General features: G+C 44.0%; 19 protein-coding genes and 1 pseudogene. 4 read left to right on the top strand and 16 right to left on the bottom strand.

What is annotated here, in order from left to right; genetic code table 11:
• Positions 1-5 precede the first annotated feature (5 nt).
• The 5 genes from DEAC_RS06425 to DEAC_RS22610 all read right to left on the bottom strand — a co-directional run bounded on the left by DEAC_RS06425 (position 6) and on the right by DEAC_RS22610 (position 3649).
• On the bottom strand, positions 6-962 hold the full coding sequence (locus tag DEAC_RS06425) for a glycosyl hydrolase family 18 protein (RefSeq protein ID WP_047809204.1): 957 nt from the start codon (positions 960-962) through the stop codon (positions 6-8).
• Positions 963-1052: 90 nt separating this feature from the next.
• The gene (locus tag DEAC_RS06420; RefSeq protein ID WP_047809203.1) at positions 1053-2093 is read right to left on the bottom strand and encodes a glycosyltransferase family 4 protein; all 1041 of its coding nucleotides are present in this window, start codon (positions 2091-2093) and stop codon (positions 1053-1055) included.
• Between the two features lie 2 nt (positions 2094-2095).
• Entirely contained in the window at positions 2096-2938 is an 843-nt protein-coding gene (locus DEAC_RS06415) for an MTAP family purine nucleoside phosphorylase (protein WP_047809202.1), read from the bottom strand.
• 15 nt (positions 2939-2953) lie between these two features.
• Positions 2954-3400, bottom strand: coding sequence for a tRNA (cytidine(34)-2'-O)-methyltransferase (locus tag DEAC_RS06410; RefSeq protein WP_047809428.1), 447 nt, complete (start codon positions 3398-3400; stop codon positions 2954-2956).
• 39 nt (positions 3401-3439) lie between these two features.
• A complete protein-coding gene (locus tag DEAC_RS22610; RefSeq protein WP_242847098.1) occupies positions 3440-3649 on the bottom strand; it encodes an FmdB family zinc ribbon protein in 210 nt (69 codons plus the stop codon).
• Positions 3650-3990: 341 nt separating this feature from the next.
• On the opposite strand from DEAC_RS22610, the gene DEAC_RS06400 reads away from it, so the two are divergent.
• Together DEAC_RS06400 and DEAC_RS06395 are read left to right on the top strand one after the other, a co-directional pair.
• Positions 3991-4488 (top strand): Lrp/AsnC family transcriptional regulator, encoded by a 498-nt coding sequence (locus DEAC_RS06400; protein ID WP_047809200.1) that lies wholly within the window; start codon positions 3991-3993, stop codon positions 4486-4488.
• Entirely contained in the window at positions 4485-5651 is a 1167-nt protein-coding gene (locus DEAC_RS06395) for an aminotransferase class I/II-fold pyridoxal phosphate-dependent enzyme (RefSeq protein WP_047809199.1), read from the top strand. The genes DEAC_RS06400 and DEAC_RS06395 overlap by 4 nt, the downstream gene beginning before the upstream one ends.
• Here DEAC_RS06395 and queG read toward each other — a convergent pair.
• The 3 genes from queG to DEAC_RS06380 form a co-directional block, all read right to left on the bottom strand.
• Positions 5579-6667 carry a tRNA epoxyqueuosine(34) reductase QueG gene (gene queG, locus DEAC_RS06390; RefSeq protein ID WP_053006306.1) on the bottom strand — a complete coding sequence of 363 codons (1089 nt, stop codon included), beginning with the start codon at positions 6665-6667 and terminating at the stop codon, positions 5579-5581. The genes DEAC_RS06395 and queG overlap by 73 nt on opposite strands.
• A 372-nt stretch (positions 6668-7039) precedes the next feature.
• Positions 7040-7978, bottom strand: coding sequence for an NADP-dependent oxidoreductase (locus DEAC_RS06385; protein ID WP_047809197.1), 939 nt, complete (start codon positions 7976-7978; stop codon positions 7040-7042).
• A gap of 293 nt (positions 7979-8271) precedes the next feature.
• Positions 8272-8859 carry a TetR/AcrR family transcriptional regulator gene (locus DEAC_RS06380; RefSeq protein ID WP_053006305.1) on the bottom strand — a complete coding sequence of 196 codons (588 nt, stop codon included), beginning with the start codon at positions 8857-8859 and terminating at the stop codon, positions 8272-8274.
• An 85-nt stretch (positions 8860-8944) separates the two neighbouring features.
• Here DEAC_RS06380 and DEAC_RS24125 point away from each other — a divergent pair.
• Positions 8945-9061 (top strand): annotated as a pseudogene (locus tag DEAC_RS24125) (RNA-guided endonuclease TnpB family protein); the annotation flags it as partial.
• 338 nt (positions 9062-9399) lie between these two features.
• On the opposite strand, the gene DEAC_RS06375 reads toward DEAC_RS24125, so the two are convergent.
• The 8 genes from DEAC_RS06375 to DEAC_RS24505 all read right to left on the bottom strand — a co-directional run bounded on the left by DEAC_RS06375 (position 9400) and on the right by DEAC_RS24505 (position 15654).
• Positions 9400-9945 carry an NADH peroxidase gene (locus tag DEAC_RS06375; protein ID WP_047809427.1) on the bottom strand — a complete coding sequence of 182 codons (546 nt, stop codon included), beginning with the start codon at positions 9943-9945 and terminating at the stop codon, positions 9400-9402.
• A gap of 155 nt (positions 9946-10100) precedes the next feature.
• On the bottom strand, positions 10101-10445 hold the full coding sequence (locus tag DEAC_RS06370; protein ID WP_242847086.1) for a molybdopterin dinucleotide binding domain-containing protein: 345 nt from the start codon (positions 10443-10445) through the stop codon (positions 10101-10103).
• 309 nt (positions 10446-10754) lie between these two features.
• The gene (locus DEAC_RS06365; protein ID WP_047809194.1) at positions 10755-11402 is read right to left on the bottom strand and encodes a flavin reductase; all 648 of its coding nucleotides are present in this window, start codon (positions 11400-11402) and stop codon (positions 10755-10757) included.
• Between the two features lie 130 nt (positions 11403-11532).
• The gene (locus DEAC_RS06360; RefSeq protein ID WP_047809193.1) at positions 11533-12918 is read right to left on the bottom strand and encodes a tRNA nucleotidyltransferase/poly(A) polymerase-related protein; all 1386 of its coding nucleotides are present in this window, start codon (positions 12916-12918) and stop codon (positions 11533-11535) included.
• Between the two features lie 52 nt (positions 12919-12970).
• Positions 12971-13852: a diacylglycerol/lipid kinase family protein gene (locus DEAC_RS06355; RefSeq protein WP_047809192.1), complete on the bottom strand. Its 882-nt coding sequence runs from the start codon at positions 13850-13852 to the stop codon at positions 12971-12973.
• 37 nt (positions 13853-13889) lie between these two features.
• The gene (locus tag DEAC_RS06350; RefSeq protein WP_047809191.1) at positions 13890-14291 is read right to left on the bottom strand and encodes a hypothetical protein; all 402 of its coding nucleotides are present in this window, start codon (positions 14289-14291) and stop codon (positions 13890-13892) included.
• A 77-nt stretch (positions 14292-14368) separates the two neighbouring features.
• Positions 14369-15484 carry an aminopeptidase gene (locus DEAC_RS06345; protein ID WP_047809190.1) on the bottom strand — a complete coding sequence of 372 codons (1116 nt, stop codon included), beginning with the start codon at positions 15482-15484 and terminating at the stop codon, positions 14369-14371.
• Positions 15485-15531: 47 nt separating this feature from the next.
• The gene (locus DEAC_RS24505) at positions 15532-15654 is read right to left on the bottom strand and encodes a hypothetical protein (RefSeq protein ID WP_282434438.1); all 123 of its coding nucleotides are present in this window, start codon (positions 15652-15654) and stop codon (positions 15532-15534) included.
• 89 nt (positions 15655-15743) lie between these two features.
• Here DEAC_RS24505 and DEAC_RS06340 point away from each other — a divergent pair, with 89 nt between their 5' ends.
• Positions 15744-16655: an RluA family pseudouridine synthase gene (locus DEAC_RS06340; protein WP_047809189.1), complete on the top strand. Its 912-nt coding sequence runs from the start codon at positions 15744-15746 to the stop codon at positions 16653-16655.
• The last annotated feature ends 120 nt before the right edge of the window (positions 16656-16775 follow it).

The raw sequence follows: 16775 nt of genomic DNA, 5'->3' as shown, positions 1-16775 counted from the left end.
TCGCTTTAACGCGCTGAATATACTTGAAGTACTTCCCACACTGCAGGATAACTTAAATTCATTTCCCAAAGGGCTACTCCTCGAATGCCCTTACTTAAAGCAAGATCCAGCTTATCCTTCAAGCTGCGAGGATCTTCAAAATAAACAGTATGTTTAACACCCATAGTTTCATAGCGAAAATGCAAGCCGTGTTGTCTTGAATCCCAAAGGATGGGGGCGCCATAACGTTTAGCAAGGTCTACTGCCCTTTGGTAACTGATGCTCTGCGCCCCGCCTCGTTCTGACCAATCATAGCCATAAAGAGGAATACCCATATAGATTTTACGGGCCGGGATATTTGCTAAAGCATAGTTTAAACTCTCATTGACCCAAGGCAAGGAAGCTACTGATCCCGGAGGACTTGCCGGCCAATGCTCTTCATAAGTCATGATGATAACCTCATCAACAACCTGGCCGAGAGCCTGATAGTCAAAGACACCTTTCCACGGATCAAGAGGTTCACTCGAGGACTTTGCCGGAACATCAATAGTAACAATATAGTTCGCTTGATGAAACAAAGTTGACCATCTTTGGATAAGCTGAGTGAAAAGATATCGGTCCCCAGGACTCGTCTTTTCCAAATCTAGATTGACTCCATCAAACTGATACTGTGCCAGAAGATTCCGTATGTTCCCCCAAGTATAATCGGCGAATTGTCGGTCCCGCACCAACTGGGTCATTAAATCTGTCGAAAAGAGTCCCCTCTGTGTCAAGTTGCTGACGGTTAAAAAAACCTTGATCCCCTTGGCATGGGCTTCGGTTATTATTTTTTGACTGGGTCGGCCCTGAAGTGTTCCATCATTCTGAATGGATACTTGAAAAATATCCAACTGATCGATAGTATTTCCGTAACGTGCTAAATATGGGTAACCCTTTACTTGTTCCGTCAGACCATTGTAAAAGGCAAAAACATTCAATGGCATACTTATACCCCCTTTCCGATCATCATATGCATCGCGGGGGGTATAAGTGTGAAGAAAACTATAAAGAACAGATTCGGGATAATCAAGATTTTATTTTGAGTGACGTCTGCCAAAAACCGCCAGCATCGCAGTTCTGCGCATTAAAATAATCACCAGGAGCGCAAAGACAAGGATGAGAATGGCTAAAGCCATAATCCATTGTCCTTTAGCTCCTAAGACTGCAGAAATCCCGAAACAAGCACTGATTCCATACATTGACAAAACCGCCTGACGCTGGGTAAGTCCCGCGTCAAGCAGGCGATGATGCAAATGTCCCCGATCGGCGGTGGCCACGGATTGACCTCTAAGTTTACGGCGAATAATAGCAAAGGTTAAGTCCGTTACCGGCATGCCCATAACGAGAAGCGGAAAAACCACGCCTAAAATTGTCGCGGTTTTAAGCAATCCGTAAATGGAAAGGCCACCAATAATATAGCCAAGAAACATACTACCGGAATCCCCCATAAATACCTTTGCCGGGGGAAAATTAAACAATAAAAATCCCAGCAGTGATCCAGCTAAAGCCAAGGTCAGATGCGCTGCAGGACTACTGATTCGATTAGCCGACCAGAACAATAGCAGTGCCGCCATAAAACATATCCCTGCGGCAAGACCGTCTAAACCATCAGAGATATTGACCGTATTAACCAGGCCAACGATCCAAAAGAGCATTAAAGCAAAACCTATAGTACTAAGCCAAAAACCTGTGAAATTAATCTGCCCGATTATAGGCAGGGAAATAAAATCCATGGAAAAATTAAAGCCAAAGAGCAACGCCGCTGAAACAATTTGCCAAAAGAGCTTTACGAGCGGACGAATTTCCCATATGTCATCACATACACCGACCACCATAATTAACGTACTGCCTAAAAATAACCCCCAGAATGATAGATCCCATTTTTGAGTTAATGCAGCCGCCAGCCAAAAACCGGCGTACAAGGCCAATCCGCCTAAGCGGGGAATAGGCTTTTTATGAACGTGACGCCCTCCCGGATAAGCAATAGCCCCCCATTTTTGGGCCAGTTTCATCGTCAGCGGTGTACAAACAACTGCAATTACTAAGGCCAAGGCAAAGGTTATTATATAGGCCATGATTATTCCTCCGCAGTCTTAGGCTCAAGCTTATCACGCAGCATTGTCGGTTGGCGCAGTTCCAAACAAGAACAGGAAAAGGTTTGAGGAAGCATAGCCATCGCGCTTAACAAAATTCTGCCGGCGAAATTGGACTGATTATAAAAAATATCAGCTAATTCCTCGTGTTCCCAATCCTTGATGATACCTTCAGCATAGTTAACAACAAGCTGGACCGTAGCGTAATGGGCTCCGATTTCTCGGGCCAGATATACTTCCGGACACATGGATTGTCCGATGATATCACCGCCCATCTGTTTAAACATCTGAACTTCAGATGGACTTTCAAAATGACGCCCGTCCGTACAAACATAAACCCCTCGTTCAAAGACATAGCGCGGTGGCTGGTTTTGTAAAACGGTCTCATGTAAGAGCTTAATCAAGTCCGGGCAAACTGCATTGCGCATGGTTAACAGATAGGGAAGTCCGATGGATACATCTTTCCGCATTGAAAAATCCAAATAATCGTGAGGAATAACAATATCACGAGGTTTTAGCAGATGATTAATTCCCCCGACCCCGCCCTCAGTTAAAACCACGTGGACCCCTGCTTGATGAAAAACCCAAAAAATTTGCTGAGAAGCCTGAGTTCTGGTGACTCCCTGTCTCCAGCCATGCATCCGGCATGTTAAAGCCTCTTTGCCTGCATAAGAAAAATGGGTAAATTCCGGCGACGGCCCATAAGGAGTATCAAAAATCAAGGCCTCACCCAGCACCTTTGTTCCGGGTATTTTTAAATCTTTAGGAAAGGAAATCGAATTAGTACTTGAACCACATATTAACCCTACGTCAACGTTGGGTATCATAGTTTCTCCCCCTTTTTAAACAAGATTCGGAAAGCCCCATTGACGCAATACTTCATAAACAACAACAGCTACTGAATTGGATAGATTTAGGGAACGCGCTTCCGCACGCATCGGCAGTCTTATAGTCTTGTCCGGGTAACGGCCCAAAATTTCGGGTGATAATCCTTTCGTTTCCTTACCGAAAATTAAATATCCCCCCGGTTCATAAACCATGTCAGTGTAGGAACGGCCACCTTTTGTCGTTGCTAAGTAACGGAGTCCGTCAGGGTTTTTTTCTTCAAAATCGTTAAAATTGTCATAATAGTAGATATCAAGAAGGTGCCAATAATCTAAGCCGGCACGCTTTAAATGCTTATCGTCAATGCTAAAACCCAATGGTTTAACCAGATGGAGTGCAGCTCCTGTTGCAGCGCAAAGCCGAGCCACATTCCCCGTATTAGGCGGGATTTCCGGCTCAACCATTACTATATTAAGTCGATTGTTCAAAACCTGGTTCCCCTTTCAATGACACCCGGAACAATTTCCATGGCACCCGGGTGAACACGTTCCGCCGCTGTTTCCTTTAGTCACTCCGGGACTTGAAAATTTGGATAATTGTTTGAAAAGTCCTTTATGTCCGCAGCTCGGGCATGCTAGGGACTCTCCATTTTCGCCTAATCTGCATAATTCTGTGGTAAGCAAGCCACAGCTTGGACACTTGAATTCATACATGGGCAATTTAATGCAGCCTCCCACTACTTAAAGCTTATTTCAGATCTTATAAAAGGTTTTGCTTATGATTACCTATTATAACCTGAAATTATTGCAAACCCAAACTTTTGTCTGTTTTTTTCCCCTTTATTTCCCCTTTATTAGAGAATTAAATATTGACCATATAAACTTTACTAAATATATCGTCTATCTATCCCCCGCAGGACAGATATTTTATATAATTACACCAGAATATTACAAAACAAGGTATCTGTTATATAAAACTTCCTTGTAATTATTGTTGTTCTAAGTTATGATAATGTTTATCGACCTTATTAGATTGTTTAAAGAGGTGTAAAAGGATGCTCACTCCAGAAGATCGCAAATTACTTAAAATTATAGCTAAAGACTGCCGCTATACACCGGAAGAACTTTCACTGCAAACCGGCTTATCTGCGGAATACATCAAAAAGCGGATCAAGGACTGGGATAAAGAAAAAATTATTGCCGGTTATCAACCTGTAATCAATTGGGAGCGAACGGGCGAAGAAAAAGTTTCCGCTCTTATCGAAGTAAGAGTTCTCCCTCAACGCGGTTATGGTTTTGACAAAATTGCTAAACGGCTGCAAAAATTCCCGGAAATCAAATCATTAATGCTTATGTCCGGCGGATATGATTTGGCGTTACTTATTGAAGGCAAGACGATGCAAGATGTTGCTCTTTTTGTTGCAGAAAAACTAGCCCCCCTTGAGCATATCCAGAGTACGGCCACTCATTTTGTGCTGCGCCGCTATAAACAGGACGGTGTAGAACTTATGGGTGAGGAAGAGACACTTCAACGTCTCGTGATCTCACCGTGAAGCGTTATCTAGCGAACCATGTTGCCAATATGCCGCCTTCAGGAATCCGCAAATTTTTTGATCTTGTTGCCACGATGAAAGACGTAATATCTCTAGGAGTCGGCGAACCTGACTTTGTAACTCCCTGGACTGTGCGGGAAAGCGGTATATTTTCCCTTGAGCAGGGGCAGACGATGTATACCAGCAACGCGGGACTTTTTGAACTGCGGGAAGAGCTGGCCCATCATTTAAACGTTACTATGGGCCTTTCCTATGACCCCCTTAAAGAAATTTTGATTACAACCGGTGCCAGTGAGGCTGTTGATCTCGTTATGCGCGCTGTCCTTGAACCGGGAAATATTGTTTTAGTGCCAGACCCCTCTTACGTATCTTACGGACCCTGCGCAACTTTAGCGGGAGCCAATGTTCGCTATGTTCCGACCCACGCTGAAGAAAATTTCCGTTTGCGGGTTAAGGACCTGACCCAAGCCTACTCACCCGAAGTCAAGCTCTTAGTATTATCCTACCCTAATAACCCGACAGGGGCTATTATGCAGCGCGAAGACCTCCTGCCCATAGCCGAATTTGTCAAAGAGCATGATTTGCTCGTGCTGGCCGATGATATTTATTCCGATCTTACCTATGAAGGCACTCATACTTCATTTGCCAGTTTACCGGATATGCACGACAGAACACTCTTCGTCAGCGGTTTCTCCAAATCATACGCCATGACAGGCTGGCGAATCGGCTACGTTGCCGGGCACCCTGACCTAATCAGCGGAATGACCAAAATTCATCAATATACCATGCTCTGTGCCCCAATCACTGGCCAAATTGCCGCTCTTGAGGCTTTGCGCTCTGCTTCCGAAGCTAAAGACGAAATGGTCGCCGCCTATGATCGTCGACGCCGGCTTATGGTCCATGGTTTTCGATCCATGGGTCTGGATTGTTTTGAGCCCCTGGGTGCCTTTTATGTCTTTCCCGATATATCGAAAACGAAATTATCCTCGGAGGCCTTTGCCGAAGAACTCTTAAAAGAGGAAAAAGTCGCTGTCGTCCCCGGGACCGCCTTCGGGCCATCCGGTGAAGGATTCATTCGCTGTTCCTACGCTTATTCTCTGGAACAGCTTGAAGAAGCATTACAGCGAATCGGTCGGTTTGTTGAACGGAGATTCTCCCTTTGAACGTCATCTTCCATTACTTCTTCCAGATATGGAGTCAATATTGGTGGAAGGGCTCTTTCTTTATCTACCAGCCAAGATTTAAGTCTAGGATCCTGCAGGTTACGCAAAGCGAGAAAGGCATTTCGCTGCAGGATACCTTTACCACGCCATCCGGCTGCCGTATGAAGAAAACGCTCTCGAAACTCCCCTTTGGTTAAATTCAATGTATCCACTAAATCGACACCGCGCTTTTTCCCCGCTGCCGATACCATCCGCGTCTCTTCCTGAAGCCGTTGTTGATTATGAGGGCAAGCTTCCTGACAAGTGTCGCAGCCAAAAATTCGATTTCCTAAACCTATTCTCTCGCCTGGCGTTAGCACTTCTTTGCTCTGAGTGAGATAAGAATAACAACGTTTAGCTGCAAAGATCTCCTTACCAAGAATTTGGGCAGGGCAAGCTTGAATACATTTACGACAAGAACCGCACTTGTCTAAAATCATTTCATCGCTGGGAAGTTCATGATTCAGCAGCAACAACGCTAACCCCACAAAGGAACCGTAACCAGGTATAATCAGTTGCTGATTTCGGCCGATCCAACCGAGCCCTGCCCGAACCGCAAAGGCTCTTTCAACTAAAGGTCCCGTGTCGACCTGCCAGCGAATAGCTCCGGGCCAATGGTTTTCTGCCATTATCTCAGCGAGCTCTTTTAATTTCTGATTAATTACCCGGTGGTAGTCCTCCCCGATGGCCGAGCGGGCTAAAATGCCCTCTCCCTTCTCGGGAGCGACCGTAAGAGGAAGCTCATAACCTAACGCAACAACGCCCCGACAATCCTGCCACACAGCCTTGGGATCAACCCTCTGCTGAATTATTTGACTCTCAAAAGGGGTGGACACACCTTGTTCAAGGCGATCCTGTAATAAACCATTAAGCCCCTTAATCGGTTGGGCAGTGGTAAACCCAACTGCTATAAACCCTAAATCTAAAGCCCATTTCCTAAGCTTCTTTTTCCAATCTTGCCATTCCTCCAAGCTCAATAAACCATCCTCCCTAACAAGGCAAAATGTGATCTTGCATCAGTATTTACATTTTAACTCACTTTTCTCAAACTAAACATCCTTGATATTTCTAATGCTAAAGTGGCTCTGTCAATTAAACTGTGGAATGAAAAGGAATGACATGTCTGCTTTCCCGCCTAATATTATAAAAAAAGGCGCAGCGTTGTGAACTAATAATTTCACAACGCTGCGCCCTTTTAGAAGTATTTCATTAAGAAAACACAAGCGGAGCGTGATCCGTTTTGGCAGAGTCAACTGTAACAACCTTCGATTCATGTAGTCTATCCTCGCCTGCCGCTGGAATGTGACCTGACCAGCTAAGCTAACGACGACAAGCTCGTGGAACAATACCTAGATGTCGATGACGACCTTGCCGTGCACGTGCCGGCCGGCTTGAAGCTCGACCGCCGCGCGGATCTGCTCCATCGGGAAACTTGCTGCGATGGGCACATGGAGCTGGTCCGCCGCGACCAGGCGAGCAATCTCTTCTATGGCGCCGGGGGCGGCGTTAGCACCGTTTGCCGGCGTGATCCCGTCGACCTGTGCAGCGATGGTGGTGATGCGCTCGTCCGGAACGCCAAGTTCCCGTGCCGCCTGCATCGTATCTGTCCCGTATAGATCGATCGCCGCAGTGACGCCGGCAGGAGCCATGGCGCGAAGCCGGTTGACCATGCCGTCGCCATAAGTGACCGGCTCGGCCCCGAGGGCACGCAGGGCATCGGCAGATGTCGACGATCCCGTTCCGATCACTCGCGCGCCCGCGAGCCGAGCGAGCTGGACGGCGAACACGCCGACCCCGCCTCCCGCGCCGCCAATAAGTACCGTGTCGTCCGGGCCAAGGTTGACCACGGCGAGGGCGGCAGAGGCCGTGCAGCCCGCGATAGTAAGGGTGGCGGCGGTACGGTCATCGACCCCGTCGGGGGTGTGGTACGCGACAACGCCCGCCGCGATGGTTCCTACCACCTCTACTACTACGTAGTCGGCTACCGCGCGGGAGAAGGCGCCGCCGAACACTCGGTCGCCGACCGCGAACTCGGTCACGCCTTCACCGACCTGGTCCACGATCCCGGCATAGTCGGTTCCGAACCCGGACGGCAGGCTCAAGCCGAATCGAGCGGCGGTGTCTGCGTCGGAGGTCATGAACCAGTCCATCGGATTCAGTCCGGCCGCGGTGACGCGCACGCGAATCTGCCCCAATCCGGCCTGCGGCACGGGTACTTCGCGGACGTTGAGGACATCAGGACCACCGAATGACTCGAGCTGGACCGCTCTGCTTACAAAATTACACATAAAAATTCTCCTTTAAACTTCAAAATTAACGCTATAAGTTACATGTTTTAATTATCGTAATTTGTTAAATTTATAATATCACATCACACTATAAAAACACAATATATTTAACCTGTAACTTGTCACAAAAAAAATACAAAGGAGCATTGCTTCCGCTCTCAATTTGACCCTGTTTTTATAAAGTATGGTCAAATTCTTGAAATACCAATAACTAACGCCCTCAACAATCCTATTAGGAAAGCCAAGGGCGAAAAAATGTTAACTTATTTTTTGGAGCTTTGTCAAACTTCGATTCATTTATTAGGATTTTTAAGTCCTCTTATCAGAAGATTTATAACAGATTCTATGTTCTGTTTCCGATTTGGATCTTCAAATGTGTTTGGATTGATAAAAACACCGGTTGCAAAATATACGGTTCTTGCCGCTTGACCAGGAGATTCCGTGAAAAATATACCTTCCGAAATTCCTTGAACTATGATCTCTTTGATACGATCAATACCTTCTTCTATACTTTTTTCTATTACTTCCATTGAGCTGTGTGCTAGTTTGATGTAATTTGCAAACATTTCCGGGTCATTAACGCTACTTCGACGTTTAGCTTCCGCAAAGTCTTCGAGTAAATGAAAAAGTTTAATATCAGCAGGATTATCTTCTTTCAAAATATCATTTGAATGGGCATGCAAACTTGTGAGCCAACGTTCTGTAACAGCATTCCAAAGGTCAGTTTTTCCATTATAATATCTATAAAGGGCAGCATGGCTAACCTTTAATAGCTTTGCTACGTCAGTGATATTCGCTTTGTCTGGTCCGAAACGGCGAATAACTTCTTCTGTTGCATTGAGGATTATTTCTTTATCTAACGAGACCTTATCCAAATTCATCACCTCTTATATTATACAGTAGTAGTTTTTAGTGTCCCTCTCCAAGGGCATTTGTTTTTGAAGCACCGGTAAAACCACTCAAACGATGTTGAAAAACACCCCTGCACAATACAAAACTACGTTTCCTTGACTCAAAGAGGTCGATAGTTTGGCCTTAGCCAACGCTCAGCTTAATCTTGAGAAGGCTTATAAGAACTTCTTCCACTTCAACGTTCGCAGAACGTAAGTGGTGGGAGCATGTTCACTAGTTTGTTCCTCTTATTTACTTTTCAAGTATACCATTTATAGTTCCAAGTTTCAAATTACACAAACTGTAATTATATTATATTTAAAAATTAATAAATATTAGTCACTTGCAGTCTGGACTTCCTTAATTGTCCTGCTGTCTAATGCCCTACAGCAAGTAATTTTTAGGCATATACCTTCCTTTCTCAATCCATGTACTGCGTACATAGAGTTGTACATAAAAAAGCTCATATAACCCTTTATTTATAAAGGGTTGTATGAGCTTTGTGAGCCGCCAAAGTTTATGTGGCCGGTTTATTTGAAATATCTGTCTAATAATCCTTTGAAAGCTTTACCATGTCTAGCTTCATCCTTGCACATTTCATGAACCGTATCATGGATAGCATCGTAGTTCAGTTGTTTTGCTTTGGTGGCGATTTCTTTTTTGCCTTGGCAAGCTCCATATTCGGCTTCCACTCTAGCTTCTAAATTCTTTTTAGTGTCGGCAAACACTACTTCGCCAAGCAGCTCGGCAAATTTAGCAGCATGTTCTGCTTCTTCAAAAGCAATTCTCTTATAAGCTTCTGCAACTTCAGGATAACCTTCTCGGTCTGCTTGACGGCTCATAGCTAGGTACATACCAACTTCAGTACATTCTCCGGTAAAATTAGCTCTTAAACCTTCAAGAATTTCTGGATCAACACCCTGGGCTACTCCAATTTTATGCTCATCAGCCCATTGCAGAAGGCCGTCTTTTTTCTCGGAGAATTTGTCTTTAGAAGCTCCACATTGCGGACATTTTTCCGGAGCCTCATTCCCTTCAAAAACATAACCACATACTGAACATACAAACTTCTTAATCATTTAAATTAACCCCCTCAAAGTTGTTATCAATTAATTTATGTTCTTATTTTACAATTACTTTAAATAAAAATCAAGGGGTTTTGAAAAATTTTTTTACATTTTAACCTCTAAGACTTTTACTTCTTCAAGTAGGAGCGGGTCCCCTACCAAGTTCACTCGCCCCCTCGCACATCCACTTTAACATCATAAAGTGTGCTTGCCGAAGCTCGATCAGTCAAACGTTGAGAAGTAAGAGCATTAACCGATGATGTTCTAGAATTCCCATTCCAAAACAGCCCTTCGGTAACAACAACTCCGCGGGGAACCTTAGTCGTTGTTTTAAGAATGAAGTTAACTTCACCACGTTCATTAAAGGCAAGCACCTGCTGAAGATCCTTTAAATTCTTTGCCAGAGCATCCTCCACATTCATTAAAAGATAGGCTGTTTTCTTCTTCTTTAATAAATCTTCTCGCTCATTAGACGATGAATTCAAAGAATACAAATTAGGACTACTCATCAGGAAAAATGGAGTTTTATCTCCATGAGGTTCGATATAGCGGGGCAGAGGGGCTGGTTCCTGGGGATTATAAAGTTCGATTTTTCCCGAAGGAGTCCGGCTATCAGTTCGACCCTAAGCCCACAAGTGTCAGGACAATCATAAGGACAAACTGATCTCTTAACCTCTGAATGCATAATGATCCCCCTAACACCTAATTTATCCACTGATCCACTACCAAAAACCTTTATGGATTTGTGAATAGAATCAGGCTAATTCTGTTTTACACGAATTAGCCTGATCACTTTTTTCTATAGATTCCTGCAGCCTTTATTTGCTGGCTCTAAAAAAGGCATAGGTCATCGGTTCTCCCTCTTGAAGGATCTCAGCCGCAATAACATCCGCCAAAAAGAGGGTATGAGTTCCCGCATCGAGTTGGCCTACCACTTTAGCTTCCATTGTAGCAAGTACATCATCAAGCAGCAAAACACCCGATTCCCCGCGATGAACTGCTACTCCTTCAAACTTATCCGCGTCACGCCCTGAACGATATCCGAACTTACGAGCATAGTCCTGACCTGTTTGGCTTAAAACGGATACTCCAAATCTCCCGCTTTTTTGGATTAGTTCATGCGTAAAATTTGATTTATTAATGCCAATCGCTAATCTCGCCGGATCCGATGTCACTTGAAAACATGTATTGGCACATTGTCCATTATCTCTTCCATCGGCTTCAGCCGTAATAATATAAAGGCCATAAGAAATCTTATAAAGTGCTTGGCGAATGACCTGGGGACCGTCCGATTGAGACGAGGCAATCTTCGCTGCCGATTTGACATTTGAGGTTGCGTTCAATTCAGGGTCACCTGTTACCAGCTCAAAATTACTAGCATCAACACTACAAACAGGGCAAACTTCAGGCGGATTATCGCCCGTATGTATATAACCACATACGTTGCATCGCCAACGCTTCTCCATAAAAGCACCTCTTTTTTAGCAGTAATTATAAACTTATCGTCGCTACCGGTCAAGACATATTTTTCCTTTTAGAGCTCAATCTTCACTCTATTCAGATAAGATATTTAATTGTCTCACAAGGTTAAATTCCTTATAGCTGCCCCAAACGCTGAGCATCTCTCAGTAAATAAGTCTGGTATTCTGCTTCCAGAAAGGTGGTATCATTCAAACAATACTCTGGGCATCGTATAAGGACTCTGCGCACCTGTTCTTTAAATCGTCCATAGCTCTTACCTCTTAAGCCTTTTTCCTGAACAAATTGAGTGAATACCTTCCAATCCAGAGTCTTTATTCGCTCAGTTATCCATAACGAAGCAGCCCTTACCTCACTTTGAATTCTTGTATACCGTTCAAAATTATCCCAGTATACTTGCCTTCCGCCTTGAAGATCCGCCAGCCACAGTTTTAGTAAATTTTCGACTCTAAGAGGATCAAAAAACTGGCCGTTCCAGCCAATCTTCCAAGCGAAACAGCGTGCTTTAAAGGATACCTTCCGCCAATCAGCTTCTCCTCTCAATTCCTTTCTAAAGGTACGAGACCCCAGACTATGATGCCTTACGAGATATTCAACTTCTTGTTCCCCATGAGCCCCCCCGGGAAGAACCATACTCCAACGAAAGCGGGAAAAAATTTCCCGCGAAAGCCGGGCACTTTCTTTATCGTGAGGAAAATAATGTCCTTTCTCTCTGCCGACGGTTTGCCATCTTCCCAGATCATGAAATAAAGCTGCTAAACGTAAAGTTATCTGCTCTGGGCTATACTGAACCACCTTCAAAGTGTGATCCCACACATCTTTAGTATAAAAGCGATTTTGGGCCAATCCTTTAAGCCTGAATAGTTCAGGAATATATAGTTGGAAAAATCCAATCCGATCTAATAGTGAAAGGCTCTGAGCAATATTCTCTAAAACCAAGATTTTTCCCAATTCTTCAGTAACTCGTTCTTTGGAAACCTCTGAAAGTTGAGGGACAAAGATAACTGCCGACTGCCAGGTCTCATTCTCTATACTTAAGCCGTATTTAACAGCAAAGCGTATCATTCGCAAAACCCTTAAAGGATCTTCCTCAAATCGCTCGGAAGGATTGCCGCAAGTTCGTAAATACCGATTTCTCAAGTCACTCAGACCCTGAAAAGGATCCTCTATTTCCCCTGTGTTAACATCTTGATAGATGGCATTAATCGTAAAATCACGACGCAGAGCATCCCTTTCAAGCTCACCGGGGAAGGAGACTAAGTCTAAGCGATCCGACTCCTGAAACAAACTTATCGTTTGTAGTTTTGCGCCCAGCAAATGAGGTGTATAGCCCCAATGGGTTAAAAGGTTAAAGATTTCTTCAGGGGGCAGGGCAGCGACAGCATCCACATCTTTGTTAGGTATTCCCAGTTCTGCATCTCGCACTGCACCGCCGACACAATAAACAGGACAAATTAGGCTTAGACGTTTTAAAACTTCCTGTTGAAAGGATGAGCCAAGCATCAAGTCCCCCCCATTTAACCTTTAAAATCACTGTCAAGCCTCAAGGCCAAAATTAACAAAACACAGAAATTTTGGGGCCAACACAGATATGCCAAGGGCTTTCCGGGCCATGTTCCCCGTCAAGATCCGAGGTTATGAGCCGATCAGTATGAATCGTTAGTTCTGAGATCTGAAATTCTTTCATTTTGGGGGTACTTACCTGTTCTCCGCGTAAAACTCTCAGAAGAATTCGAAGAGTTTCCGGCCAACCAACAAGTGGGACCATTAAAATATCCAACTTTCCGTCAGACAAAGACGCTCTGGGCATTAGTTGCCTAATTCCCCCAACGGAAAGACCATTAACAGCTAGAAAAAGAATAATTTCTTCACTATAATGCTTTCCATCAAGATCATACTCTACTCCGAAAGGCCGGTATGAAGGAAGCGTCTCAATCCCTTTCAGAAAATAGGCTAACTGACCCAAAGAGTTTTTTACTCTCAGGTCCACTTTTTGCGAAACATCTGTTAAAAGTCCTGCACTGGCAACATTAACAAAATAACGATTATTGACCATACCCGTATCTATATTGTAAATATTTCCTCGTCCAATTACCTTACAGGCTTCAGGAACACTTTTAGGCAGATGGAGAGCATAAGCCAAATCATTGGCTGTTCCTACAGGCAAAATTCCTAAGGCTGGACGTTGGGATGCCGGAATTTCTACCAAACCATTAACCACTTGGTGAATACTCCCGTCTCCTCCGGCAATTACCAGACAATCAACATCACTGCTTTGTAAAGCAGTCTCTTCAATGTCTTCCGGAGAACAGGCTCGATGAATACATACATCATGTCCGCTTTCTTGAAAAATACGTATCACCGAATCTAATTGACCTGTTAACTTACACCGTCCAGCGTAAGGATTATAGATTAAACGCAAGCGTTTATTCGACATTGTTATAAATCCGACTCCTCTTCCATAGTTAAACCACTTACTTTTTTATTCCCATACGCCAGCGGCGAATCTTCGTGTTCAATAAATGCGCATTAAAGAAAAATACTCCTGCTAAAATAACAGCAATTAGGCCGCTTTCAATTAACACGGCTCTCGTTTCCTCAAAAGGAAAACCTTTTGCCAGCAAATAAACCATCGCCAAATTGGCCAGGGGAAAAAGAAGCGATTCTACAGCTAAGCCTCTGAGAATAATAATCCATAAATCTATACTTGTCTTTTCTTCTGACAAAGCTTTAGTGGCTAAAAACCCCAGAGCAAGAAGTACTCCCGCCAAAAAAGCCGGCAATCCGTACTTGGCGATGGCAACAACAATATTAATGTAAGTACCCAGACCCCATAAAACCGCACCTAAGATAATGGATAGCAACTTATTAACCATCGAACCGCCTCCATTTGAATTCAGTAAGCCCCCGCTCAATTCCTAAATGCGGCTTACGACCAAGGTCATAGACAACGTTATTTCAGATTTTCCGGATTCAACACTTCCAGTTCCGGTAAAACAAAACGGCCATCTTTGCGAATTAACTTTTCATCAAAATAAATCTCACCACCGCCATAATCCGGTCTTTGTATACACACCAAGTCCCAGTGAACGGCTGATTTGTTGCCGTTGTAACAGTCATCGTAGCAGGAACCGGGGGTGAAATGAAAACTTCCATCGATCTTCTCGTCAAAAAGGGTGTCCAGCATTGGGTTTAAGATGTATGGATTTATTCCGAGGGCAAATTCCCCCACATACCGTGCCCCTTCATCGGTATTGAAGACATCTTCAATCCGCTGCGTATCATTGGCGACGGCCTTAATGATTTTACCGTTTTTAAAATCCAAGACAATTTTTTCATAGGTAAATCCTTGAAACAAAGAAGGGGTATTATAACTGATCCGCCCGTTTACCGATTCCTTAACAGGCGCTGTATAGATTTCCCCGTCAGGAATATTCATGCGTCCGTCACATTTAATCGCCGGCATTCCTTTAATCGAGAAGACTAAATCAGTACCCGGTCCAACAATTCGTACTTGATCGGTTTTCTCCATCAAGTCCTTGAGCAGGTTCATCGCCAAGGACATTTTACCATAATCTAGGTTACAGACGTCAAAGTAGAAATTTTCAAATCCTTCCAGACTCATGGATGCTAACTGTGCCATAGAAGCGTTGGGATACCGTAAGACACACCAACGAGTGTGGGGAACGCGCTGTTCAGTATGCACCTTCTTTTGATAAAAGGATGAATATGATTTCAGAGATTCACCGGGAACGTCTGCCCACTCGTTAGCGTTTTCTCCCGCCCGAATTCCTATATAGGCCTGCATTTCTTTCATTCTTGCAAGGTCCCAGCGGGCCATGGCCTCAGCTTGCTCGACCGTGAATTCTTTTAATAAGTCTCGCATTAGAGTATGATTAATGACAGATACAAAAGGCACCCCTCCAGCTTGATAAGCATGCCGTACAAGAGCCTGGGCAAGTGGAATACCTGTTCCAATGACTTCAATAAGAATTTTTTCTCCAGGTTTCAGGGCGATAGAATAATTAATTAAAGAATCGGCTAGTTTTTCAAAACGCGGATCTTTCACGATAGGGCCTCCTTAGACTAAAATCATAGTTATAATGGTTTTTGATGTCAATCGCTTTGTTCTACTGACATGATATCCTTAAATTGCTCATTGCTGTGCACAATGATCTCAATAACAGAAATGATTTTAAGGTCATTTACCAGTAAATAGTTTGTATGTATATTCTTCATACCTTAGCATTTTCCTTTTTATTAACGCATTATGTCCGAAATGAACCTTTAATACACTTCAATTTATGTTGATGAAGATGGAGGCCGCTATGAACTCAGTCAATACCTTATGGGAATATCGTTTACAACCGGAGGATGCCGGTCAAAAATATCTTTCTATCTTAAAACATAAATTTCATTTTTCGCTTAAAGTTTTACAACATTTGAAACAAGGAGAACGGGTCTGGGTAGACGGATGTTTCACTTACTTAACTGCACGGGGCAAAGAAGGTCAACTTCTCACTATCCAGCTTTTTGCGGAAGAAGAATCGCCAATTCAGGGCGAAGATCTGCCCTTAAGTATTCTCTATGAGGATGATTATCTTTTAGCTGTCAACAAACCTGTTGGACAAGTTGTCCACCCCAATCGACGTTACCCTAATAATACCCTGGGGAATGCAGTCATGGGTTACTGGGAGCGCAAAGGAGAGCAGAGACTTTTTCGCCCCATTCACAGAATTGACCGCAATACTTCCGGGGTCGTGATCATTGCCAAAAATCAATTTGCCCATCAGCAACTTGCTTGGCAGCTAGAGCGCGGTCACATTCACAAGCGTTACTATGGCTTTGTCCACGGGTACCTGCGCGCAGACAGCGGGACTATTAATTCTCCAATTGGTCTTGCTCCCAATAGTTTTATCAAGCGCCAAATTCAAGAAACTGGAGAACCATCACGAACAGATTATCGAGTCATTCGCCGTTATTCTGAAGCGTGCTTGCTTGAATTTATCCTAGAGACTGGGAGGACGCATCAAATTAGAGTCCATTGTGAAAGCATAGGTCATCCCCTGCTGGGAGATGACCTTTATGGTGGAGACACCTCACTCATAAACCGTCAGGCCTTACATTCTTCAGTTTACGCCTTTCTGCATCCAGTCACCGGACTTCCTCTCGTTATTCGCGCCCCTTTCCCCGAAGATCTTAGACATTTGCTCAAGGCACTAAACAAGGCTAAGGAATAGGTTTAAACTCTTTAAATCCCTTAGGTTGTCCTTTAAGGCAAATGCAAACTAAAAAATGATCCGAATTTATTAAAAAGAGTGGATAACTTCTCCCATAGAAGCATATCCACTCTTTTACAA

The sequence above is a fragment of the Desulfosporosinus acididurans genome, from assembly GCF_001029285.1.
Lineage (GTDB): Bacteria > Bacillota > Desulfitobacteriia > Desulfitobacteriales > Desulfitobacteriaceae > Desulfosporosinus > Desulfosporosinus acididurans.
The sequence above is the reverse complement of the archived record's forward strand: the minus strand, read 5'-3'. Positions and strand labels throughout refer to the sequence as shown.